This window comes from Rhizobium sp. NFR07, assembly GCF_900111905.1.
Taxonomy (GTDB): Bacteria; Pseudomonadota; Alphaproteobacteria; order Rhizobiales; family Rhizobiaceae; genus Neorhizobium.
The window spans coordinates 96,958-118,136 of record NZ_FOKM01000013.1 but is presented as its reverse complement, the minus strand read 5'-3'; the positions used below and the strand labels follow the sequence as shown (position 1 = coordinate 118,136).

Annotated in this window: 20 protein-coding genes; 8 read left to right on the top strand and 12 right to left on the bottom strand. The window is 59.4% G+C overall.

Annotated elements, in window-relative coordinates:
• Positions 1-185: 185 nt before the first annotated feature.
• Positions 186-1,220: an aspartate-semialdehyde dehydrogenase gene (locus BM216_RS24325; protein ID WP_093001814.1), complete on the bottom strand. Its 1,035-nt coding sequence runs from the start codon at positions 1,218-1,220 to the stop codon at positions 186-188.
• A gap of 475 nt (positions 1,221-1,695) precedes the next feature.
• On the opposite strand from BM216_RS24325, the gene BM216_RS24315 reads away from it, so the two are divergent.
• A complete protein-coding gene (locus BM216_RS24315) occupies positions 1,696-3,579 on the top strand; it encodes an MFS transporter (RefSeq protein WP_093001812.1) in 1,884 nt (627 codons plus the stop codon).
• 59 nt (positions 3,580-3,638) lie between these two features.
• Here BM216_RS24315 and BM216_RS24310 read toward each other — a convergent pair whose 3' ends face one another.
• The 4 genes from BM216_RS24310 to BM216_RS24295 all read right to left on the bottom strand — a co-directional run bounded on the left by BM216_RS24310 (position 3,639) and on the right by BM216_RS24295 (position 6,840).
• Positions 3,639-4,547 carry a phosphatase PAP2 family protein gene (locus BM216_RS24310; protein WP_244530302.1) on the bottom strand — a complete coding sequence of 303 codons (909 nt, stop codon included), beginning with the start codon at positions 4,545-4,547 and terminating at the stop codon, positions 3,639-3,641.
• Between the two features lie 26 nt (positions 4,548-4,573).
• Positions 4,574-5,683, bottom strand: a complete 1,110-nt coding sequence (gene leuB, locus BM216_RS24305) for a 3-isopropylmalate dehydrogenase (protein ID WP_093001811.1) — start codon at positions 5,681-5,683, stop codon at positions 4,574-4,576.
• Between the two features lie 188 nt (positions 5,684-5,871).
• Positions 5,872-6,477 carry a 3-isopropylmalate dehydratase small subunit gene (gene leuD, locus BM216_RS24300; RefSeq protein WP_093001810.1) on the bottom strand — a complete coding sequence of 202 codons (606 nt, stop codon included), beginning with the start codon at positions 6,475-6,477 and terminating at the stop codon, positions 5,872-5,874.
• A 135-nt stretch (positions 6,478-6,612) separates the two neighbouring features.
• Complete coding sequence (locus BM216_RS24295) at positions 6,613-6,840, bottom strand: hypothetical protein (protein WP_093001890.1); 228 nt, start codon at positions 6,838-6,840, stop codon at positions 6,613-6,615.
• 107 nt (positions 6,841-6,947) lie between these two features.
• Here BM216_RS24295 and BM216_RS24290 point away from each other — a divergent pair, with 107 nt between their 5' ends.
• Complete coding sequence (locus BM216_RS24290; protein WP_093001809.1) at positions 6,948-7,841, top strand: HpcH/HpaI aldolase/citrate lyase family protein; 894 nt, start codon at positions 6,948-6,950, stop codon at positions 7,839-7,841.
• Positions 7,838-8,044, top strand: coding sequence for a DUF1737 domain-containing protein (locus BM216_RS24285; protein WP_093001808.1), 207 nt, complete (start codon positions 7,838-7,840; stop codon positions 8,042-8,044). Before BM216_RS24290 ends, BM216_RS24285 begins: the two co-directional genes overlap by 4 nt.
• 12 nt (positions 8,045-8,056) lie before the next feature.
• Here BM216_RS24285 and BM216_RS24280 read toward each other — a convergent pair whose 3' ends face one another.
• Complete coding sequence (locus BM216_RS24280; protein ID WP_093001807.1) at positions 8,057-8,494, bottom strand: metallopeptidase family protein; 438 nt, start codon at positions 8,492-8,494, stop codon at positions 8,057-8,059.
• A 172-nt stretch (positions 8,495-8,666) separates the two neighbouring features.
• Between BM216_RS24280 and BM216_RS34700 the strand changes: the two genes are divergently transcribed.
• The 5 genes from BM216_RS34700 to bfr all read left to right on the top strand — a co-directional run bounded on the left by BM216_RS34700 (position 8,667) and on the right by bfr (position 15,464).
• A complete protein-coding gene (locus BM216_RS34700) occupies positions 8,667-9,587 on the top strand; it encodes an ImuA family protein (protein ID WP_244530301.1) in 921 nt (306 codons plus the stop codon).
• Entirely contained in the window at positions 9,472-11,055 is a 1,584-nt protein-coding gene (locus tag BM216_RS24275) for a Y-family DNA polymerase (RefSeq protein ID WP_280141704.1), read from the top strand. The genes BM216_RS34700 and BM216_RS24275 overlap by 116 nt, the downstream gene beginning before the upstream one ends.
• Positions 11,052-14,489 carry an error-prone DNA polymerase gene (locus BM216_RS24270; protein WP_093001889.1) on the top strand — a complete coding sequence of 1,146 codons (3,438 nt, stop codon included), beginning with the start codon at positions 11,052-11,054 and terminating at the stop codon, positions 14,487-14,489. The genes BM216_RS24275 and BM216_RS24270 overlap by 4 nt, the downstream gene beginning before the upstream one ends.
• 194 nt (positions 14,490-14,683) lie before the next feature.
• Positions 14,684-15,013 (top strand): (2Fe-2S)-binding protein, encoded by a 330-nt coding sequence (locus BM216_RS24265; RefSeq protein WP_244530300.1) that lies wholly within the window; start codon positions 14,684-14,686, stop codon positions 15,011-15,013.
• Positions 14,979-15,464: a bacterioferritin gene (bfr, locus tag BM216_RS24260; protein WP_143102851.1), complete on the top strand. Its 486-nt coding sequence runs from the start codon at positions 14,979-14,981 to the stop codon at positions 15,462-15,464. The genes BM216_RS24265 and bfr overlap by 35 nt, the downstream gene beginning before the upstream one ends.
• Positions 15,465-15,527: 63 nt before the next feature.
• Here bfr and BM216_RS24255 read toward each other — a convergent pair whose 3' ends face one another.
• The 6 genes from BM216_RS24255 to rsfS all read right to left on the bottom strand — a co-directional run bounded on the left by BM216_RS24255 (position 15,528) and on the right by rsfS (position 21,131).
• A complete protein-coding gene (locus BM216_RS24255) occupies positions 15,528-16,061 on the bottom strand; it encodes an RNA pyrophosphohydrolase (RefSeq protein WP_093001804.1) in 534 nt (177 codons plus the stop codon).
• 13 nt (positions 16,062-16,074) lie between these two features.
• Positions 16,075-17,244: a divergent polysaccharide deacetylase family protein gene (locus BM216_RS24250; RefSeq protein WP_093001803.1), complete on the bottom strand. Its 1,170-nt coding sequence runs from the start codon at positions 17,242-17,244 to the stop codon at positions 16,075-16,077.
• Positions 17,245-17,314: 70 nt separating this feature from the next.
• Positions 17,315-18,646 (bottom strand): S41 family peptidase, encoded by a 1,332-nt coding sequence (locus tag BM216_RS24245; protein WP_093001802.1) that lies wholly within the window; start codon positions 18,644-18,646, stop codon positions 17,315-17,317.
• The gene (locus BM216_RS24240) at positions 18,636-20,009 is read right to left on the bottom strand and encodes a murein hydrolase activator EnvC family protein (RefSeq protein ID WP_244530299.1); all 1,374 of its coding nucleotides are present in this window, start codon (positions 20,007-20,009) and stop codon (positions 18,636-18,638) included. Before BM216_RS24240 ends, BM216_RS24245 begins: the two co-directional genes overlap by 11 nt.
• 146 nt (positions 20,010-20,155) lie before the next feature.
• Complete coding sequence (gene rlmH, locus BM216_RS24235; RefSeq protein WP_093001800.1) at positions 20,156-20,638, bottom strand: 23S rRNA (pseudouridine(1915)-N(3))-methyltransferase RlmH; 483 nt, start codon at positions 20,636-20,638, stop codon at positions 20,156-20,158.
• A 103-nt stretch (positions 20,639-20,741) separates the two neighbouring features.
• Entirely contained in the window at positions 20,742-21,131 is a 390-nt protein-coding gene (rsfS, locus tag BM216_RS24230; protein WP_093001799.1) for a ribosome silencing factor, read from the bottom strand.
• Positions 21,132-21,179: the final 48 nt, after the last annotated feature.

Below are 21,179 nucleotides of genomic sequence, written 5' to 3'. Positions count from 1 at the left end.
AAAACCCGTGATTGCCAGTCGATTGCTGTACACCTTTCCGGTCACTATTCGTTGTAAAGCTCGTCGCTTGCAAGCAATCAGCATTGAAACGGCCATGAATAGTTCGTGAAGGCATTGAGCGGAAAAAGAAAATCCCGCCTCTCGACGGGATTTTCTAATTTAAGATGCTTAACAATTCCTATCGATCAGGCCGCGGCCTGACGAGGCTTGATCAGGCCGCGATTTACCAAAAGCTCGGCAATCTGGATGGCGTTCAACGCTGCGCCCTTGCGCAGGTTGTCCGAAACGACCCAGATATTGAGGCCGTTTTCAACCGTCGCATCCTCACGGATACGGGAGATGTAGGTGGCATCTTCACCAGCGGATTCGACCGGCGTGATGTAGCCGCCGTTCTCATGCTTGTCGATGACGAGGCAGCCCGGGGCTTCGCGCAGGATATCGCGGGCCTGGTCGGCGGTGATCTCGTTTTCGAACTCGATGTTGACGGATTCCGAATGGCCGATGAAGACCGGCACGCGAACGGCGGTGCAGGTTACCTTGATCTTCGGATCCAGCATCTTCTTGGTCTCTGCCAGGACCTTCCACTCTTCCTTCGTGTAGCCGTCTTCCATGAAGACGTCGATGTGCGGAATGACGTTGAAGGCGATGCGCTTGGTGAACTTCTTGGATTCAATCGGATCGGCAACGAAGACGGCGCGGGTCTGGGTGAAGAGCTCGTCCATACCTTCCTTGCCGGCACCGGAGACCGACTGGTAGGTGGAGACGACGACGCGCTTGATCTTTGCAAAATCATGCAGCGGCTTCAGGGCGACGACCAGCTGGGCAGTCGAGCAATTCGGGTTGGCGATGATGTTCTTCTTGGAGAAGCCCGCGATGGCATCCGGATTTACTTCCGGCACGATCAACGGAACTTCCTGGTCGTAGCGCCAGGCCGAAGAGTTGTCGATGACAACGCAACCCTGCGCGCCGATCCTCGGGGACCACTTCTTGGAAGCGTCGCCGCCGGCAGACATCAGGCAGATATCGGTATCGGAGAAATCATAGTTCTCGAGGTTCGAAACCTTGAGCGTCTTGTCGCCGAAGGAGACTTCGGTGCCCTGCGAACGGGCGGAGGCCAGTGCGACGACTTCGCTGGCCGGAAAACCACGCTCGGCCAGGATGTTCAGCATTTCCCTGCCGACATTGCCGGTCGCGCCGGCGATTGCGATCTTGAAACCCATGTCTATGCTCTCTTTCTGTCTCTCCTCGGGTGGTTGAGGGGGAAGCCGCGACATGTTGCGCGGTGTTCCTTGTCCCCGGACCTGCCGGGGAGAGAGCGGAGGCCAGAGACGTCAGACGATAATTTTCGTCGTCGTTTTGGCCATGGTTTTGGAGAAAGCGGAAAAGCCTACACGCTGTCCGGCATCAGCTGCCGACAGTCTGCATGACGCGATGATGTATTCGCCAGCGTGCATGGTGGTGTTCCCGTTCGGCAAGGTGTTTAGAAGATTTTGCGTACGAGTCAAGCGTCGCGCCTGCAACTTGGGTGACCCGCGAGCAGCGCTCGCCATTAGACGAAAGTCATAATCCCAAAGCATCGCTCACCGGATGTCTCGAATTCTGGCAATCTTCGACAATCGCGTGGAAGCTGCGTTGGCGGAGGAGGAAAAGCCAAAGTAGCGACCCCGTGGATTTCACCTTGTTGGGAGGACGACAATGGCAAACGTCGCAACGGCGGCCGGTACAAAGGCCGGCCCCATGACACGGGAAGAAAAGAAGGTCATCTTCGCTTCTTCCCTCGGTACCGTGTTCGAATGGTACGACTTCTATCTTTACGGATCGCTCGCCACCTATATCGGGGCTACGTTCTTCACGCAGTACCCCGAAGCGACGCGCAATATCTTCACTCTTCTGGCGTTCGCCGCAGGCTTCCTGGTGCGCCCATTCGGGGCTCTTGTGTTCGGTCGCCTGGGTGACCTCGTCGGCCGCAAATATACGTTTCTCGTCACCATCCTGATCATGGGCTTCTCGACCTTCCTGGTCGGTATCCTGCCGGGAGCGGCGACGATCGGTATCGCTGCGCCGATCATCCTGATCATCCTTCGCCTGCTGCAGGGCCTCGCGCTTGGTGGCGAATATGGTGGTGCTGCGACCTATGTCGCGGAACACGCGCCGAACGGCAGGCGAGGGTATTTCACCTCCTGGATCCAGACGACGGCGACGCTCGGTTTGTTCCTGTCGCTCGTGGTCATCGTCACGGTCCAGTCGATCATGGGCAATGCGGCATTTGCAGCCTGGGGATGGCGCATTCCTTTCCTGGTCTCGGTCGTTCTGCTCGGCGTTTCCGTCTGGATCCGCCTCAAGATGAACGAGTCGCCCGCGTTCCAGAAGATGAAGGCGGAAGGGAAGGGGTCGAAGGCTCCGCTGACCGAAGCCTTCGGTACCTGGAGAAACGCCAAGATCGCCATCATCGCGTTGCTCGGCGCCACGATGGGCCAGGCCGTGGTCTGGTATGGCGGCCAGTTCTATGCGCTGTTCTTCCTGCAGAACGTTCTGAAGGTCGATCTGCAGGCCGCCAACATCATGGTGGCGATCGCGCTTCTCCTTGCGACACCTTTCTTCGTGGTCTTCGGCGCGCTGTCCGACAAGATCGGCCGCAAGCCGATCATCATGGCGGGCCTGCTGATCGCGGCCGTCACCTATATGCCGTTGTTCAAGGCGCTGACGCATATGGCAAACCCGGCGCTCGCCGAGGCCCAGGCTTCGATCCGCGCGACGGTGACTTCCGATCCGGCCGACTGCAAATTCCAGTTCAACCCGACCGGAACCGCCAAGTTCACCAGTTCCTGCGACATCGCCACGGCATTCCTGACCAAGAACTCCGTGCCGTATGAAGTCGCACCCGGTCCCGCCGGCCAGCCGGCGACCGTGAAGATCGGCGATAACACGGTGACGAGCTATGACGCGGTTGCCGCCGGTGCCGATGCCAAGGCGAAGCAGACGGCTCTGGAAAAAGGCATCAACGTCGCGCTCCACGATGCGGGTTATCCGCTCACCCGCGGTGCAACCAAGGTGCCGGATTCCAAGCTCGATGCCTTCGTTGCTGCCAATCCGGAACTCGGGCTGGATGCCGCGGCCGTCCGCGCGGGGGACAAGGCAACGGTCCCGGCCGCCGACCTCGTCTCGCAGAAGCTGCTGACGGCTGATGAAGCCGCTGGCGTGACCGATATGCCGGTCTATACCATCGCCAATGGCGGCACCTTTGCTATGGTGGCCGATCCGGCGCGAGTAAATTGGGTCGGTACGATCGCCGTGCTCTTCGTTCTCGTGCTTTACGTGACGATGGTCTACGGCCCGATCGCGGCCCTGCTGGTCGAACTCTTCCCGACCCGCATCCGCTATACCGGCATGTCGCTGCCCTACCATATCGGTAACGGCTGGTTCGGCGGCCTTCTTCCGGCAACGGCCTTCGCGATGAGCGCGGCTGCAGGCAACATCTACTACGGTCTCTGGTACCCGATCGTGTTCGCTGCGATCTGCCTTGTGATCGGTGTACTCTTCCTGCCGGAAACCAAGGATCGTGACATCCACGCGGAGTGATGCTTCAACGCATTCGCGACAAGAATGAAAAAGCCCGGCACGTCTCGTGCCGGGCTTTTTCAGCTTCTGGCGAAGCGCGGCCGATAGCTTGCGAAGCTGGAGCGATAGTCGGGCTTGCGATAGGTGGGGCTGCGCGGCCTCAGCGAGACCGGAAGCGGATGGCGCAGGACGGGCAGGCCATCGGGCTTCTGCTGGAAGAGAATCTTGTGGCGGGCAAAGACGATGGCCATCGCCAGCGAAAACCAGGCACCGAGTGCAAGCCCGGCAATCACGTCGCTCGGGTAATGCGCGCCGACGATGACGCGGGAAAATCCGAGCCAGAGGGCCATGCTGAGGAAGACGAGCCTGTAGGGCGGGGCGATCAGGGCCATGGCCATCATCAGCGCGCCGACCGTGGTTGCATGGCCGGAAGGAAAACTTTCAAAGCGTGCGCTGCCGGCAAAATTGTCGAAGCTCAGGAAGCCGAGCTGATCATACATGTTCGGGCGGGCGCGGCCGATGATCCGCTTCAATACATTGGCCAGAATGCCGGACAGGCTGACGCAGAGGAATATGTAGATCGCCATGTGACTGACGAAGGCGGCCTGAAAGCGGCCCCTCAAAGTCGGCGAAAGGCGGTAGGCGACCAGCGCCTCGGCGAAGATGAACAGGCTGCCGAATAAGATCCAGTCGGACTTGCCGAAATCAGTGATCGTGCTGCCCATGGGTTTCAGGATCTGGGCATGATTCTGTGCGTAGGAAGCGACCGGTCCATCCAGCAGGAACAGGGCAATCAGGATCAGGTTGATCGTGATGAAGGCCCAGGTCCAGATGCAGCAGAGCGAGAAATTCGACTTTTGGCAGCGTTCGCTGCGGCGGCGCAAGGTCTTGATCGTGTTCTTCATCGGTCGGAGCCCGGGCGCGTCGTGGCTGATTGCGAGGCGACCATAGTCCGGCTTGATGACAGGCGAAAAACAGGGCCTGCTCATTTTCGAGCAGGCCCCGATTTTCAGGTTCAGGCAGACAGTGTCTGGAATTCCTTCAGGATCGCGTCGCCCATTTCGGACGTGCCGACCTGGCGGCAGCCTTCGGCCATGATGTCGCCGGTGCGGATGCCCTGATCGAGAACGTTGGCGATCGCCTTCTCCAGATTGTCGGCGTCCTCGATCATGTTGAACGAGTAACGCAGGCACATGGCGAAGGAAGCGATCATCGCGATCGGGTTGGCGATGCCCTTGCCGGCGATATCCGGTGCCGAACCGTGGACGGGCTCGTAGAGCGCCTTGCGCTTGCCGGTCTTGCCGTCCGGTGCGCCGAGCGAGGCCGATGGCAGCATGCCGAGCGATCCGGTCAGCATGGCGGCGACGTCGGACAGCATGTCGCCGAACAGATTGTCGGTAACGATGACGTCGAACTGTTTCGGCGCACGCACCAGCTGCATGCCGCCGGCATCGGCCAGCATGTGCTCAAGCTTCACGTCCGAATAGGAGCGCTTGTGGGCCTCGGTGACGACCTGGTTCCACAGCACGCCGGACTTCATGACGTTGCGCTTTTCCATCGAGCAGACGGCGTTCTTGCGGGTGCGCGCCAGTTCGAAGGCGACGCCGGCAATGCGCTCGATCTCGTAGGTGTCGTAGACCTGCGTGTCGATGCCTCGCTTCTGGCCGTTGCCGAGATCAATGATCTCCTTGGGTTCGCCGAAATAGACGCCACCCGTCAGTTCGCGGATGATCAGGATGTTGAGCCCGTCGACCAGTTCCGGCTTCAGGGACGAGGCGGAAGCAAGTGCCGGATAGCAGATGGCCGGGCGCAGGTTGGCGAAGAGTTCCATATCCTTGCGCAGGCGTAAGAGACCCGCCTCGGGACGGACTTCGTAGGCGACGCCATCCCATTTCGGGCCGCCGACGGCGCCGAAGAGAACCGCATCGGCCGCCATGGCCTTGGCCATGTCTTCCTCGGAGATCGCGGCACCATGGGCATCATAGGCGCAGCCGCCGACGAGGCCTTTATCGAGGGTGAAGCCGGCGCCCTTGGCGTCGTTCATATAGGCGATGATCTTGCGGACTTCGCCCATGGCCTCGGGGCCGATGCCGTCGCCGGGAAGGAGGAAGAGGTTCTTTGCCATGTCGTAAACACCCTGGGTTCGACAGGCTCACCATTTTTCGGCGCGGTTTTCAGCGCTTGGCAAAACCTCGTCCGAGCCTGCCGAAGGACGAGGCTGGAACGGGTCAGGACGTGACGGTATCGATGATAGCCGTCACGGCAAAACATGCTTCAAAAGAAAAGTGATTGGTCATGAGGGCTCCCTCGCCCTCAGAGCCACGGACGTTCGGTCCGGTTCTTCGTCTCGAAGGTCGAGATCGCACCGTCGCTCTTCAATGTCGAGGCGATATCGTCCAGGCCTTCGAGAAGGATGTGACGGCGGCCGGCGTCGATGTCGAAATGCAGGCGCCCGCCATCAGGGCCGGTGATTTCCTGGGCTTCCAGATCGACCGTCAGGATGGCGTTTGCGCCGCGCTCGGCATCATCCAGCAGCTTTTCCAGGTCTTCCGGGCTGACCACGATCGGCAGGATGCCGTTCTTGAAACAGTTGTTGTAGAAGATGTCGGCGAAGCTGGTGGAGATGACGCAGCGGATGCCGAAATCGAGAAGCGCCCATGGCGCATGCTCGCGCGACGAACCGCAGCCGAAATTGTCACCCGCAACGAGGATCTTGGCGCCACGATAGGCCGGCTTGTTGAGAACGAAGTCGGGATTTTCCGAACCGTCCTCATTGTAGCGGGCCTCCGCGAACAGGCCTTTGCCGAGGCCGGTGCGCTTGATCGTCTTGAGGTAATCCTTCGGGATGATCATATCCGTGTCGATATTGACGACCGGAAGGGGCGCCGCAACACCCGTCAGCTTATCGAATTTGTCCATGATAGGCCTCCACGAAAGACTTGTTGGCGCCTGCCATAAAGCATTTTCCGGAAGATTTGAAGTCCGTTTCAGTACCAATCGGTACGCCCTGTTCTTCAAGGCGTTTCCGCAGTTTCAAACCATCCGGGCGGAAGCTTACATGTCGATGATCGTGCCGCGGCCGTCGTTCCAGACGCGCATGTCGTTCTGCTTGGTTTTCGCGCGCACAGGCACGGGCTTCAGCCGGCTCGAAAGCGCCTTGCCAAGCGAGAGAACGGCAAGCGTTCCCATGAAGGCAACAGTCAGCGAGGCCGTGAGCAGGGCTGCTGCGGCGAGGGCGGCGATTGCCGTGATAATAACGAAGAAGGATCGAATGTTCTGCATGTCCAAACCTTTCTGCATCAGGAAATGTGGGACTAGTGGTTGCGGCTTGCAAGAGTTTTCCTGCGGGATTTGTTGAACCGACATCAAAAGATTGGCAGAAGACGTGTATGGAATTCCTGAAAGACCATCTCCCGACAGTTCGTCGCTCTCTTCTCAGCGTCCCTGCTGCCAACAGGCGCGCACTGGAAAAGGCGCCTGGTTTGGACTGCGACGCGGTAATCTATGATCTGGAAGATTCCGTTGCGCCGGATGCAAAGGCGGAAGCCCGCAGTAATCTCGTTCGCGCTTTCGAGACCGCCGGATCATCTCGGCAGGAACGGATCATCCGCATCAATTCTCTGGCAAGCGGCTTCGGACGGCAGGACCTGGATCTGGTCGTGACCGTCGGACCGGACGCTGTGCTCATTCCCAAGGTTGAGAGCGTCTCCGACATTGTCGAGGTCTCGGAGATCCTCGCAGCGTCCGATCGAGCAGATGCGATCGCCATATGGGCGATGATCGAGACGCCGAAAGGCGTCCTCAACGCAGCTTCGATCGCTGCGGACGCCAAGCGCCCGGGCTGTTTCGTTGTGGGGCTGAACGACCTGCGCAAGGAAACCGGCGTGCTGCCGCAGCCAGGCCGTGCCTATCTCGTCCCGTGGCTGATGCAGGTGGTGCTTGCCGGCCGAGCCCATGGCGTCGACGTTATCGACAGCGTGTTCAATGATTTCAGGGACGAGCCCGGCTTCGATGCGGAATGCGCCCAGGGACGCGCGATGGGATTTTCCGGCAAGATGCTGATACATCCTTCGCAGATCGAGCCGGCAAACCGGCACTTCGGCCCCGACCCTCAAAGCATTGCGGATGCAGAAGAAATTGTTGCGGCATTCCAAAAGCCCGAGGCAAAAGGGCTCAACGTCATCAGCATTGACGGAAACATGGTCGAGCGACTTCACCTGGTCGAGGCGGAAAAGCTTCTGGCCCAAGCCAAACTCATAGCAGAAAGAAAGAATGCCCCATGAAACTCTACCGCTTCATCACCGGTCCGGATGACTCCGCCTTCTGCCACAGGGTCACGGCTGCCCTGAACAAGGGTTGGGAGCTTCATGGCGCGCCGGCCTATTCGTTCAATGCGACGACCGGGCAATTGCATTGCGGCCAGGCCGTCACGAAGACCGTCGAAGGCAAGGAATACCATCCCGACATGAAGCTCGGCGAACAGTAAGACGCTGAAGGGTCAGCGCTGAGCCGCGTTCTCGGCGCTGGCCTCGATGCGTTCCATGTCGTCGTCGCTCAGACCGAAATGGTGGCCGATTTCATGGATCAGCACATGGGTGATGATGTCACCCAGTGTTTCCTCGTTTTCGGCCCAATAATCCAGGATCGGCCGGCGATAGAGCCGGATCCGGTTCGGCAGTTCGCCCGTCTCTACGGTGAAACGTTCCGAAATGCCGCGGCCTTCGAACAGGCCGAGCAGGTCGAACGGCGTCTCCAGGGCCATGTCTTCAAACACGTCATCATCCGGAAAATCCTCAATCTCGATGGTGAGATTGGCGGTGAGCGCCCTGAATTCCTGCGGAAGATGACCGTAAGCGTCGATCGCCAGCGATTCAAACGCGCTCAGTGTCGGCGCGTGGCGATCGCGCCAGTCGTCTGTTTGGTCAATGCGAGCCATAGCTTCTCCCTTATATGGGTAACATATAAGACCGCTGGCGGTTTTTTTCGAGATAAGAATCATTGCTATAGCAAATGAGGAAAAGATTCCTGTCCAACGCTGATTGACTCTTTTGGCGGCCTCTGGAATCTATAAGAACATAAAGTGAACATATAGAGATGGAGCTGACGCCATGGCCGGTAACGCCACGGCGCAGGACGCGATTTTTACCCTGCGCGAACAGATCGCCAAAATGGAAGGCAAGGCTCTGCCTGCAGCGGTTGCGGCCGGGCAGGCGGATTTGGCCGCTCGGGGGACACAGGATCAACGGGCACGCCTGCCATTCGGCATCCCGGTGTTCGATGAGGCATTGGAAGGTGGCCTCATACTGGATGCCATCACCGAAGTGCGGTCGCTATCCATGTATGATGCCGGGGCAGCAACGGGCTTTGCCCTGTCGCTTGCCTCGTCTGTGGAAGCTCGTGAGAGCGGACCTGTACTCTGGATCGCGGACAGTCTTCTCGCCTGCGAATCCGGTGTGCCGTATGTCTCGGGCATAGCCCGGTTCGGCGTCGATCCTACGGCAGTTTTCCATGCATCGCCGCGCAAGCTCGATGATGCGCTCTGGCTGGCGGAGGCGGCGCTGACAAGCGGGGCTTTCGCCGCAACCATCCTTGAAATTCACGGCAATCCCAAAGCCTTCGGCCTGACGGAAAGTCGCAGGCTCAATCTTCGCGCAAAAGCGGCGGGACGGCCGCTTCTGCTGTTGCGGCACGCGGGAGAGGAGGAAGCCAGCAGCGCTTCCTTCCGCCTGCTCGTCAAACCGGCGCCGGCTCTGAGACGGCGCCTTCCCGATGGCACGATGCTTGGCGGCAGCATCGGTCATCCCGTCTTCCAGCTTACCCTGGAGAAGAGCCGAAATCCGGCTCCTCTCTCCTTTCTTCTGGAGTGGAACCCCCATGACCGTCAATTTCACCTCGCCGCAGAGCCAGGTCCATCTGCCCTTTCCTGGCAGAGGCCAGCGCATCCTGGCACTCAGCTTTCCGCATCTGCCGACCGACAGGATCGCCCGCAGGCTCTGGGGGCTGTCGTGGCGTTCGAAAGGGCGTCCTGATCATCCGCCGATCCTGTGTGCGGGGCGGCGCGACAATGCCTTGCGGCTGACCGCACCGGATGAAAAGGCGAAATCCTGTGGCCTCAAACGCGGTCAGGGGCTTGCGGAGGCGCGGGCGATGTTTCCCTCCATCGACGTTTTCGACGAAGACGAAAAGGCGGACCATGCGCTTTTGGAAGCCGTTGCCGACTGGTGCGACCGCTATACGCCTCTCGTGGCGCTGGATGGAAAGGACGGGCTTTTCCTCGATATCACCGGCTGTGCCCATCTCTTTGGCGGGGAGGAGGTCATGCTTCGTAACATCCTGGCACGGCTTGGCCAGATGGGCTTTGACGTGCGCGGCGCGATTTCCTCTTCTCCAGGGCTGTCCTGGGCGGTGGGCCGGTTCGGCTCCGGCGGCGTGATCGCCGGGGAAGAGATGGCGGACGTGCTCGGAGTTCTGCCGGTCCAGGCGCTGCGTCTCGACGAGGGAATGATTGCGTCCCTTAACAAGCTCGGCCTGAAGCGGATCGCAGATCTTCTCGCCATGCCGCGGGCGCCGCTTGCCCGGCGTTTCGGTGCCCAGCTGCTTCTGCGGCTCGACCAGGCGCTCGGCATGAATGAGGAAGCCATCTCGCCGCGCCGACCGGTGGCGGCACTTTCCGCGGAGCGGCAGCTTGCCGAACCGATCCAGGCGGAAGAGCATATTCTGAGCATGGCCGGTGATATTGCCTCTTCGCTCAAGCTCAGTCTGGAAGCGCGAGGCTTGGGTGGCCGGGTTTTCGAACTGGTTCTTTTTCGTGTCGACGGCCGGGTTTTTCGCCTCGCGGCAGGCACTTCACGGCCCTTGCGGGATCCCAGGCGGATCGCCGGGCTTTTCGCCGAGAGGCTCAATGCCGTCCATGATGAGCTCGATGCCGGTTTCGGTTTCGAACTGCTTCGTCTCAACGTGCTGCAGCATGACACGTTCGATGTGCTGCAGAATGATTTCGACGGCCAAGGCGCAAAGGAGACATCGCTTTCGGACTTCATCGATAAAGTCTCAGCCCGGCTGGGTTCGGATTGCCTGCAGGTCTACCGGCTGCGTCAGAGCCATATTCCCGAGCGTGCCGAAATGCTGACACCTGCAATCTCGGCTAAGGGCGAAAAGCAGCAAGCCAAAGGCGGCGAGACGGAATATTCCTTCACGCCACGCTCCGACCGCCCCCTCAGGCTGCTGCGTCGTCCAGAGCGGATGGAGTCATTTGCAGCGACCATTCCGGACGGCCCACCGCAGCGGTTTCGCTGGCGGCATGTCGTGCATGATGTCATTCGCGCGGAGGGACCGGAGCGAATTTCTCCGGAATGGTGGCTCGATGACGACAATGTCGAGGAGCGCGACTATTTCCGTCTCGAAAGCGATACGGGGCGGCTTTTCTGGATCTTCCGGCTCGGTCGCCATAACGCCGGCAAGCCTACGACATGGCGCATGCACGGGTTCTTCGCATGATGGACGATCCCGAATTCTACGAGATCGGCGCCAAGACAAATTTCTCATTTCTTGAAGGCGCTGCTCGACCGGAAGAGATGGTCTTGTCTGCCAGTGTGCTGGGCCTTTCAGGTCTCGGTATTGCCGATCGCAATTCCGTCGCCGGTGTGGTGCGCGCCTATAACCAGGTGCACGAGATGGAAGAGGTTTTTGCGCGGCAGAGGGAAAACGGGAAGAAGGACAACGAGGAGGATGCAATCAGGCCCTGCCGGTTTCATCCCGGTGCACGCCTGGTGTTTTCCGACGGTACGCCGGATGTCCTGGTCTATCCGCAAAACCGCAAGGGCTGGGCCAATCTCTGCCGGCTGCTGAGCCGTGGAAATCTGAGAACGGAAAAAGGGTCGTGCATTCTGGAGGAATGGGATCTTCTGGAATGGTGCCATGACATGATGTTGGCCGTCGTTCCCGATTTTTCGCGGGCGGACGATGCGGCCTATCTGGGAAACCTTGCGGAGCGTCTTGGCCTTTACCGGGAAAGGTTCCGCAAATCTGTCCATCTTGCCTTGTCGCCGACGTATGACGGGCGTGATGCCTTCGTCTTTGCCGTTTTCGCACAGATAGCCCGGAAAAATCGCATACCGCTGATCGCGACGAACCTGCCGTTATTCAGCCTCCCTTATCGCCGCTCCCTGGCGGATCTCGTCACGGCTATCAAAAACCACGTGACCGTTCAGGAGGCGGGTTTCCGGTTCGCCCCGAATGGAGACAGGTATTTGAAGCATGCCGCGGAAATGGCCCGCCTCTTTCATGCCTATCCGGATGCCATCGACAATACGAAGCGGTTCTTTGCCAGGCTGACATTCTCTCTTCGGGAGCTTGAGCACAATTATCCGGATGAGAGCGTGCAGGGTGAGACGGTATCGGAGACCCTTGAGCGACTGACATGGGAGGGAGCGCGGAGGCGCTATTCTGATAAAATCCCTTCAAAGGTTGAAGAGCAAATCCGTTACGAACTCGATCTGATCGAGGAGATGGAATACGAGCCCTATTTCCTGACTGTTCGCCACATCGTCTGGCATGCACGGGAAGTGTTGAAGGTTTTGTGCCAGGGGCGTGGATCTGCCGCCAATTCGACGGTCTGCTATTGCCTCGGAATCACGGAAGTCGATCCGACATTCACCCCTCTTCTCTTCGAACGCTTCATTTCCACCGAGCGGAACGAGCCGCCGGATATCGATGTCGATTTCGAGCATGAGCGGCGCGAAGAGGTCATTCAGTACATCTATCAGCATTATGGCTATCGCCATGCCGGGCTGACGGCGGCCGTGACAAGTTATCGAACCCGCATGGCGGGCCGCGAGGTCGCCAAGGCCTTCGGCATGTCCGAAGATGTGCAGGCGGCATTGTCGAGCACTGTCTGGGGCTGGTCGGAGGATGGACTTTCGGAACGGGATGCCAAGGTGGCTGGTCTCGACATTGGCGATGCCATGACGAAAAGAGTGATTGCTCATGCGAAGGAGCTGATGGGCTTTCCCCGGCATCTGACCCAGCATGTTGGCGGTTTCCTGATTACCCGAGACCGGCTCGACGAGGTGGTGCCGATCATGAAGACGGCTATGCCCGGCCGCTACATGATCGAATGGGACAAGGATGATCTCGACACGCTGAAGCTGTTGAAGATCGACGTCCTGGCATTGGGTATGCTGACCTGCCTCAAGAGAGCCTTTGAGCTTTTGAGACTTCACTATGGGCGGGAAGAAACGTTGCCGTCGCTGCAGGAGAAGAACGGGGATTCCAATGTCTATGACATGATCTGCCGGGCCGACACGATTGGCGTCTTCCAGATCGAAAGCCGGGCGCAGATGAGCATGCTGCCGCGGCTGCGTCCCCGAAAATTCTATGACCTCGTCATCGAGGTGGCGATCGTGCGGCCCGGTCCGATCCAGGGCAATATGGTGCATCCCTATCTCAAGCGCCGGGAGATGAAAAACGCGGGTCAGAAAATCCCCTATGAAAGGCCTGAACTGGAAAAGGTCTTGGAGCGAACTCTCGGTGTACCGCTGTTCCAGGAACAGGCGATGCAGATTGCGATCACCGCTGCCGGATTTGCTCCAGAGAAAGCCGACCGCCTGCGCCGGTCGATGGCAACCTTCAAACGGTCCGGCCGCGTGAAGGAGTTCGAACGCGATTTCATCGCGGGGATGCGCAAGAACGACTATTCGGAAGAATTTGCCAGACAATGCTTCAGCCAGATCGAGGGCTTTGCCGAATACGGCTTTCCGGAAAGCCATGCAGCTTCGTTCGCCCTGCTTGTGTTTGCCTCCTCCTGGATCAAGACCTACTATCCCGACGTCTTCTGTGCCGCTCTCTTGAATTCCCAGCCCATGGGCTTCTATGCCCCGGCGCAGCTCATCCGCGATGCGCGCGAACATGGCGTGACCGTGCTTCCCGTCGATATCAACCGGTCGCAATGGGACTGCAGCCTGGAGGAGATCGCATGCGATCGGACAGCGGTCGATCGGCGGCATGAGAGCATGCGCAATGTCATCAGGACCCGCTACGGTATAAGGTTGGGATTTCGACAGGTGAAGGGTCTGAACCGGAAGGAGATGACCGAGAAACTTATCGCCAACCGGGAAGAGGGCTATCGGAGCGTTCATGATCTGTGGTCAAGGTCCCGCCTCGACAGATCCAGCCTGGAACGCCTCGCCGATGCCGATGGCTTCGGTTCGATCCAGCTCGGGCGCCGCCAGGCTCTCTGGGCTGTGCGGGGACTTGAAGCGAAGAGCGCATCCCAAGTGGCACCGTTGTTCGAGCTGGCGGGGCCCAAGGATCTCAGGCCGGAACCGGAACTGCAACTGCCTTTGATGCTGCCGGGCGAAGAGGTGATCGAGGACTATCGCCATCTTTCGCTTTCGCTCAAAGCCCATCCCGTTTCCTTCCTGCGGGAGGAATTCCGGTCCATGGGCATCACCCGCAGTGTCGATCTCCTGAATGTCCGCAATGGCCAAAGGGTAACGATCGGCGGTGTGGTACTGGTCAGGCAGCGACCCGGCTCGGCAAAGGGTGTGATCTTCATGACCCTGGAAGACGAAACGGGTGTTGCCAATGCAATCGTCTGGCCAAAGATCTTCGAAAAATATCGTCCTGTCGTGATGGGCGCCCGTCTGGTGAAGATCCGAGGCCGACTGCAGAGCCAGAACGGTGTCATTCATACGGTCGTCGAGCATATCGAGGACATGACCTCGATGCTGGGGCTGCTGCAGCGGGAAGCCAGGCGGTTCGGATCACCAAGGTCCGACGAGGCGCTCAAATCGGGGGGCGGTTCCTGGAGGCCAAAGCCACATCCGCGAATTCAGGAACAGGCAAGCCTTCATGAAACAGAGGGAGGCTCAGGCAACATTCAAGGCGCCGATCCAGGGCATGTGATGCCGAAAGGCCGAAATTTTCACTAGCCAAGGCCGGCAAAGATGCGGCAAGGCCGATTCTTTCGAATATTCAATTGTATAAGGCCATCGATCCGAGCGCATGGCCCAAGGCATGGTGTTCTTGAGGTCTTGCACTCAGCGTTCCGTGATCGCCCTCGGCTGAATTTTTCTTGACATATTAGGTCTTCTTTCCCAAAAAAGGAGATAGCAATCGTCATGTTTTGACAGGTCTACCGGGAATGCTCGTCTGCAGCTGCAATTACATCACTGATAAAGAAATCAGGGACGTCATCGTCCAGCTTCTCGACGAGGACTGTTGGCAGCTCATCGTTCCCGCGAAGGTCTATCACGCGATGAGCAAGCGAGGCCGCTGTTGCGGCTGTTTCCCGAACATCGTGGATCTGATCATCCGCACGACGGAAGAATATCATGACCGCCGTCACTCGACGGAGGACGAAGTCGTTGTATATATGTCCCGCTTAAGACAGTTCCATGAGGACAACAGGAGAGCGGACATTGAAAGGCGACAAAAGGGTCATCGAGCGGCTTAACGAGGCACTGTTCCTCGAACTGGGAGCCGTAAACCAATATTGGCTGCACTATCGTCTTCTTAGCGACTGGGGTTTCACCAAGCTTGCCAAGAAGGAGCGTGCCGAGTCAATCGAAGAAATGCAGCATGCCGATCGCCTGATCGACCGCATCATCTTCCTCGAAGGTCATCCGAACCTCCAGACCGTTGCGCCTCTGCGCATCGGACAGAATGTCAAGGAAGTGCTGGAAGCCGATCTTGCCGGCGAATACGACGCCCGTACGGCCTACAAAGCCTCCCGTGATCTCTGTCACGAGGCCGGCGATTACGTGTCCATGAAGCTTTTTGAAGAGCTGCTGAAGGACGAAGAAGGCCATATCGACTTCCTCGAGACCCAGCTCGATCTTCTGGCGAAGATCGGCGAGGAGCGCTACGGCCAGCTCAACGCCGAATCTGCGGACGCTGCTGAATAACCAACGAAAAGACCCGGCCGCAAAAACCGGGTCTTTTTATTTTCGACAAGGGGTTGCGCTTGATCAGGCAGCTGCCTGGGCAAGATGCGCGAACTCCTCCACGACCTGGTCGTATACGCCGCGTTTGAACGGAACGATCAGCTGCGGCAGTTCGGCCATGGGCTTCCATTCCCAGGCATCGAATTCGGGCTCGTGACCGCCGGGTGGCGGGTTGATGGCGATCTCACTCACGTCTCCCTCGAAGCGGAAGGCAAACCAGCGCTGGGTCTGGCCGCGGTATTTTCCCTTCAGTCCGATGCCGATCAGGTGTTCCGGAAGATCGTAGTTGATCCAGTCACGGGATTGAGCCAGCAGACTCACCGTTTTCATGCCGGTCTCCTCGTAAAGCTCCCTATAGGCGGCGGGAAGCGGGTCCTCGCCCTTGTCTATGCCGCCCTGCGGCATCTGCCAGAGCTGAGGCGAGCCATCGTATTCACTGTTTCCTTCCGCGATACGCCTTCCGGCCCATACCAATCCGTCGCGATTGAGAACCATGATCCCCACGCACGGGCGATAGGGGAGATCCTCGGCCCTCACCGGCTTCTTCTGCTTGCTCACTTCCGCATTCCTTTCATGGCTGGCCCTTGTCGCGCACGACTGCCGAGACGCCGACGATCTCGATACCGCGCTGCGTCGCTTCCTCGCTCCATTGTCTTATCGCCTCGATACTCTCGTCGAAAGCCGAGGCCACGCCGATCGCCGTGCCCTGGCGATCCGCGATGCGCTCGAGATCATCGAGCTTTCGCAATATGGCCTGGGTCTGCAATTGCGCGTCAAGAACGACGTCCGCAAAGGCATGGGGAAGGTTCGTGGTATCGGATACCGTTCCGGTCTTGGACAGGGGCGATGTGCCATCATCGAGGAACAGCAGGCCGCGATTGGCCAGATCCTGTAGGACTGGCCGGAGTGCCTTCTCGTCGGAAAGATAGCGGCCACCCTGGTAATTCATGACGCCCGTATAATTCGTAAGCTGGGCCATCGCGTCATGCAGGCGTGACAGATTCTCCTTTGCGGAACTGCCCGTGAGAAGTGTGCCAGGTCCCGGATCATTGGCCGGATAATCAAAAGGCTCCAGCGGTACCTGGAGCAGGATCTCGTGCCCCTTGCGGCGTGCTTCCTGCATCCAGCGCTGAAGGCTATTGCCACTGGCGGCAAATGCGAGCGTCACACCCGCAGGCAGCTGCTGCACAGCCTTCTGGCTGCCGGTCTGGCTGAGCCCGAGGCCGCCCACGACGATAGCAATGCGGGTTCCCCGCGCGCCGGACCATGGCCGTGCATACTGGTCCATCGAGCGAAGCCCGTCAGGAGCAATAATCGGAAGCTTTCCGGCGCTCGTCTCTTCCAGGAGATCCGGATTGGGCTGGCCTGCTATTCGCGGATCCTGACCGACACGCTGAGCATCAATGACAAGAGGGCCTTCACGATCGCGAGGCGTATATTTCGTAACGTAGCCGCCATCTGCCGTCGGAGTTCGTTCGATGTTCGCACCGGAATTCGAGCGTTCGGGCGACGAGGGCTGCCGCGCCGGGCTATCGGCGGCGGCGGTTTCAGGCGGTGGGGATGGAGGGTGCGCGGGTGATGCTTGCTTCAGCCCATCGTCCTGACCGGAAAAATAGACCGAAATACCGATAACCACAAAGACAACAGCAACCCCGATCAGGGTTGCCGATAATCGTCTGTGCGAGGGCTTCCGCTTTGGCGGGCGTGCCTGTCCCAAAGGGGCATGGAGATCAGTACCCACGCAAATTTCCGTGCTGTCCAGTTAGTGTCTGAGCGAGGGCGCTTCGGATAGTGCTCCCTCGCTCATGCGCTTAGTTCTTGACGGCAGCAGCTGCCTTTTCCGGATTGGCCGGGAACGAAGGGTCGGTCTTCGTGCCGTGGAGAAGATCCAGCGCGTAGTTCAGCTGGATATCGTCCTTTGTTTCCGGCGGCACATAGGCTGCAGAGCCGGAACCTTCGTCGGTTTCAGCTGCGCCTTGGATGTGACCCTTGAGGCTCGATTCGCCTTCGGCCTGCAGCTTGCCCTGAAGTTCAGGCGGCAGCGGCTGTTCGACCTTGATGTCCGGGTTGATACCCGTTCCCTGGATCGATTTGCCGGATGGCGTGTAGTAGAGCGCGGTGGTGAGGCGAAGTGCGCCTGCATCGCCAAGCGGGATGATCGTCTGTACCGAGCCCTTGCCGAAGGACCGGGTTCCGACCACCGTTGCGCGCTTCAGATCCTGCAAGGCACCGGCAACGATCTCCGATGCGGAAGCGGAGCCGCCATTGACGAGCACGACCACCGGCTTGCCGTCGGTCAGGTCACCCGGGCCTGCATTGAAGCGCCGGGTCTCATCGGCATTGCGGCCACGGGTCGAAACCACTTCGCCACGCTCAAGGAAAGCGTCCGACACGTTGATAGCCTGATCAAGAAGGCCGCCTGGGTTCAGACGCAGGTCGAGGACATAGCCCTTCAACTTGTCGGCTGGGACGTCTGCCTTGATCTTCTTGATCGCCTTCTCCAGGTCGTCATAGGTCTTCTCGGTAAAGGAGATGACGCGTACGTAACCGACATCGCCGCCCTCGACGCGCGACTTGACGGCGCGGACGGCAACAATGTCACGCACGACCGTAATCTCCAGCGGCTTGTCGGCGCCCTGACGAATGACGGTCAGCTTGATCGGCGTGTTGATGGCGCCGCGCATCTTCTCGACGGCTTCCTCAAGCTTGAGGCCGCGGACGGCCTGGCCATCGATCTCGGAAATGAAGTCGCCTGCCAGAATTCCAGCCTTCGAGGCGGGGGTATCGTCGATCGGTGCGATAACCTTGACGAGTTCGTTCTCCATCGTCACTTCGATGCCGAGACCGCCGAATTCGCCGCGGGTCTGCGTCCGCATGTCGTCGGCATCCTTGGCATTCATGAAGCTGGAATGCGGATCGAGCGAGGTCAGCATGCCGTTGATGGCGTTCTCGACCAACTTCTCTTCATCGGGCGGCGTCACATATTGTGCGCGCACACGTTCGAAGACGTCTCCGAAAATGGAGAGTTCCTTGTAGGTGGATGGTCCAGCCGCCTGGGCCGGAACCCCTGCCGAATAGATCACACTCATTGCCGTCGCACCCATGAGCGCGCCGACGATAACAAGAGAAGCCCTACGAATCATTTCGTGCCCTTCCAGTTTCCTTCGCGGTCCACCATGGTCTGGAATCAACAGGTGTGCCGTCGTTTCTGAATTCAATGTAAAGCGTTGGGCGATCAGTTTCCAGCGCCAACGCGGTTGCACTTGCCACTCTTTTCTCACCCATCATGGCGATCGGTTCACCGCCGAAGACAAAGCGTCCCTGGCGGACATTCACCTCCTCCATTCCGGTGAGGACGACGTAATAGCCATCCCCGGCATTGAGAATGATTGTCTGGCCATAGCTGCGGAAAGATCCGGCAAAAACGACCAAACCGTCTGCCGGTGCGGTCACGATCGCGCCGGCGTTGGATGCGATTGTCATGCCTCTCGCCGTATGCCCCGTCCCGTCAGGATCGCCAAACCAACGCACGACATCGCCGGCGACTGGAAAGTCAAGCTTCTGCTTGAGACTGGAAAACGCATATGCTGGCGCAATGCGGTTTTTGTCGGGCACACCACTCTCGGCCAGCTGCCTCGCCTTGTCGCGATCCGCTTCGGAAAGCTGCCGCTGCCTTTCCTCCTCCGCGCGTGCCCGGTCGATGGCGTCGCGAACAGAGGCAATCTCGTTCTCCAGCGAGTTAACGAGGCCATCCAGCGAGTTCGCACGGCTGGCAAGCTCTTCCGAGCGGCGTCTTTCAGCCTCCAGCTCCGCCGTGTTTCGCGTGTTCAATTTTTCGTTCTCGGCCAGAAGCAAGTCCATGCGCTTGTCTTCTTCCAGGCTTGCGGCAACGGCGTCGGTTACCGTCTGCTTTTCCTGGGCGGCGGCATTCCGCGTGTCACTCAAGGCCTTGAGATCGCCGACGAGGCGCTCGGCTTCCGCCCGCATCCCCGGTACCACGGCGCCAAGGAGAATGGCGCTTCGAACGGAAGCCAGCGCATCCTCCGGCTTGACCAGAAGTGCCGGCGGCGGGTTGCGGCCCATCCGCTCCAGGGCGGCCAGCACTTCGGCCAGGACACCGCGCCTGCTGCGCAGGGACTTGCGAATGCCATCCTCCTGCACGCCGAGGGAGGCGATCTTCTTTCCGCCGTCGAGGATCTTCTTCTCCAGCTCCTTCCGCTTTGCAGCGGATTCAATCAGGGCTTGGCGAATATCGGCGCTGTCCTTGCTGGTCTGCGCTATGCTCTGCTCGATCTCGGTAAGCTTGTCGGCCGAAAGCCTCATCGTCCTGCCGAGCGTTTCGAGCTCCTTGCGTGTCTCGTCTCGCTTCAGCTGCAGTTCACTGGTGGGATCGGCTGGCGTGTTATGCCCGGCATTGGGGCCGCCTTCGTTGAGCGACGTGCGAAGCTCGGCAGGCGGCTCCTGCGCATAGAGGCCGGATGGGGCGGACGCGAGAAGCACGGTCATGGCCAAAGCGCTGGCCAAACCTGGTGCTATCTTACCAGATCCTTTCCCGGGTTCGCCCATTTCCGCTCCGATTGATTTGCGCAAAGCCTAAGGTGATTTGCTCCGCGGCGCCACAAACAACATCGTGTTTGAGCCTCAACGAAAGGTTAAACGCGGTGATAGGGGTGGCCGGAAAGTATGGTCACGGCGCGATAAAGCTGTTCTGCGATGAGGATGCGGACCAGTTGATGCGGCCATGTCATGATGCCGAGATTGACGACCAGATCGGCGCGGGCGCGCAGATCGGGATCGAGGCCGTCGGCGCCGCCGATCGCCAGCATCATGTCCCGCTTGCCGTTGTCGCGGTAACGGCCGATCGCATCCGAAAATGCCTGGCTATCCAGAGACTTGCCGCGCTCGTCCAGCAGGATCAGCGCCGCGCCCTCGGGCAACGCCTTTTCAAGGGCGGCTGCTTCTTCGCGCTTGCGCGTTTCCGGATTTGACGCGCGGCTCTCCTGTATCTCGACGAGCTTGGCCAGTTCCAGCCCGATGGCCGGGCCTGCCTTGGCAAACCTGTCGAGGTAACGGGACGCAAGATCCTTCTCCGGTCCGGCCTTGAGCCGTCCCACGGCAAAAAAGGTGATACGCATGTCCTGATCCGTTCAAATTCACACAGCGGCCTCCTGCGCCGCCAGCACGACGTGCCGGCGTTGCTTTAGCGGCTTGCGACGGTTCAGGCCAAGCCCAAACCGCTCAATGCAGAAGCGGTCCCTCGTCGATATCCGGCGCCGCCCACATCTTTTCGATGTTGTAGAACTCGCGGATTTCCGGACGGAACACATGGACGATGACATCACCGGTATCGATGAGCACCCAGTCGCCGCTTTCCTGTCCTTCGACACGGGGCGATCCGAGGCCTTCGTCCTTGAGGTCGGTAACGAGATGTTCGCAGATCGCCACGACATGGCGGTTCGATCGCCCGGTGACCACGACCATGTAGTCGCCCAGCGCAGACTTCCCGGCAATATCGATTGTGACGATGTCTTCTGCTTTTGAGTCCTCGAGGCTTGCGAGGATCAGTTCGAGAGCTCGGGCAGCGGCATCGGCGCCACGTTCAGAACTCTGCGGGAGGATGGAGGCCATCTTTCCCTTGGCGTGTACTGTTGTCAGGGTTTTTCCTTTCGTCCAAGT

What these genes read in the sequence shown, in the direction of transcription:
- rsfS (WP_093001799.1), bottom strand. Translation starts at nt 21,131, where the DNA reads ATGGCCTCCATCCTCCCGCAGAGTTCTGAACGTGGCGCCGATGCCGCT.
- BM216_RS24280 (WP_093001807.1), bottom strand. Translation starts at nt 8,494, where the DNA reads ATGGCTCGCATTGACCAAACAGACGACTGGCGCGATCGCCACGCGCCG.
- rlmH (WP_093001800.1), bottom strand. Translation starts at nt 20,638, where the DNA reads ATGCGTATCACCTTTTTTGCCGTGGGACGGCTCAAGGCCGGACCGGAG.
- BM216_RS24325 (WP_093001814.1), bottom strand. Translation starts at nt 1,220, where the DNA reads ATGGGTTTCAAGATCGCAATCGCCGGCGCGACCGGCAATGTCGGCAGG.
- BM216_RS24240 (WP_244530299.1), bottom strand. Translation starts at nt 20,009, where the DNA reads ATGACCGTGCTTCTCGCGTCCGCCCCATCCGGCCTCTATGCGCAGGAG.
- leuD (WP_093001810.1), bottom strand. Translation starts at nt 6,477, where the DNA reads ATGGACAAATTCGATAAGCTGACGGGTGTTGCGGCGCCCCTTCCGGTC.
- leuB (WP_093001811.1), bottom strand. Translation starts at nt 5,683, where the DNA reads ATGGCAAAGAACCTCTTCCTCCTTCCCGGCGACGGCATCGGCCCCGAG.
- BM216_RS34700 (WP_244530301.1), top strand. Translation starts at nt 8,667, where the DNA reads ATGGCCGGTAACGCCACGGCGCAGGACGCGATTTTTACCCTGCGCGAA.
- BM216_RS24315 (WP_093001812.1), top strand. Translation starts at nt 1,696, where the DNA reads ATGGCAAACGTCGCAACGGCGGCCGGTACAAAGGCCGGCCCCATGACA.
- BM216_RS24270 (WP_093001889.1), top strand. Translation starts at nt 11,052, where the DNA reads ATGATGGACGATCCCGAATTCTACGAGATCGGCGCCAAGACAAATTTC.
- BM216_RS24295 (WP_093001890.1), bottom strand. Translation starts at nt 6,840, where the DNA reads ATGCAGAACATTCGATCCTTCTTCGTTATTATCACGGCAATCGCCGCC.
- BM216_RS24290 (WP_093001809.1), top strand. Translation starts at nt 6,948, where the DNA reads ATGGAATTCCTGAAAGACCATCTCCCGACAGTTCGTCGCTCTCTTCTC.
- BM216_RS24245 (WP_093001802.1), bottom strand. Translation starts at nt 18,646, where the DNA reads ATGATTCGTAGGGCTTCTCTTGTTATCGTCGGCGCGCTCATGGGTGCG.
- BM216_RS24285 (WP_093001808.1), top strand. Translation starts at nt 7,838, where the DNA reads ATGAAACTCTACCGCTTCATCACCGGTCCGGATGACTCCGCCTTCTGC.
- BM216_RS24310 (WP_244530302.1), bottom strand. Translation starts at nt 4,547, where the DNA reads ATGAGCAGGCCCTGTTTTTCGCCTGTCATCAAGCCGGACTATGGTCGC.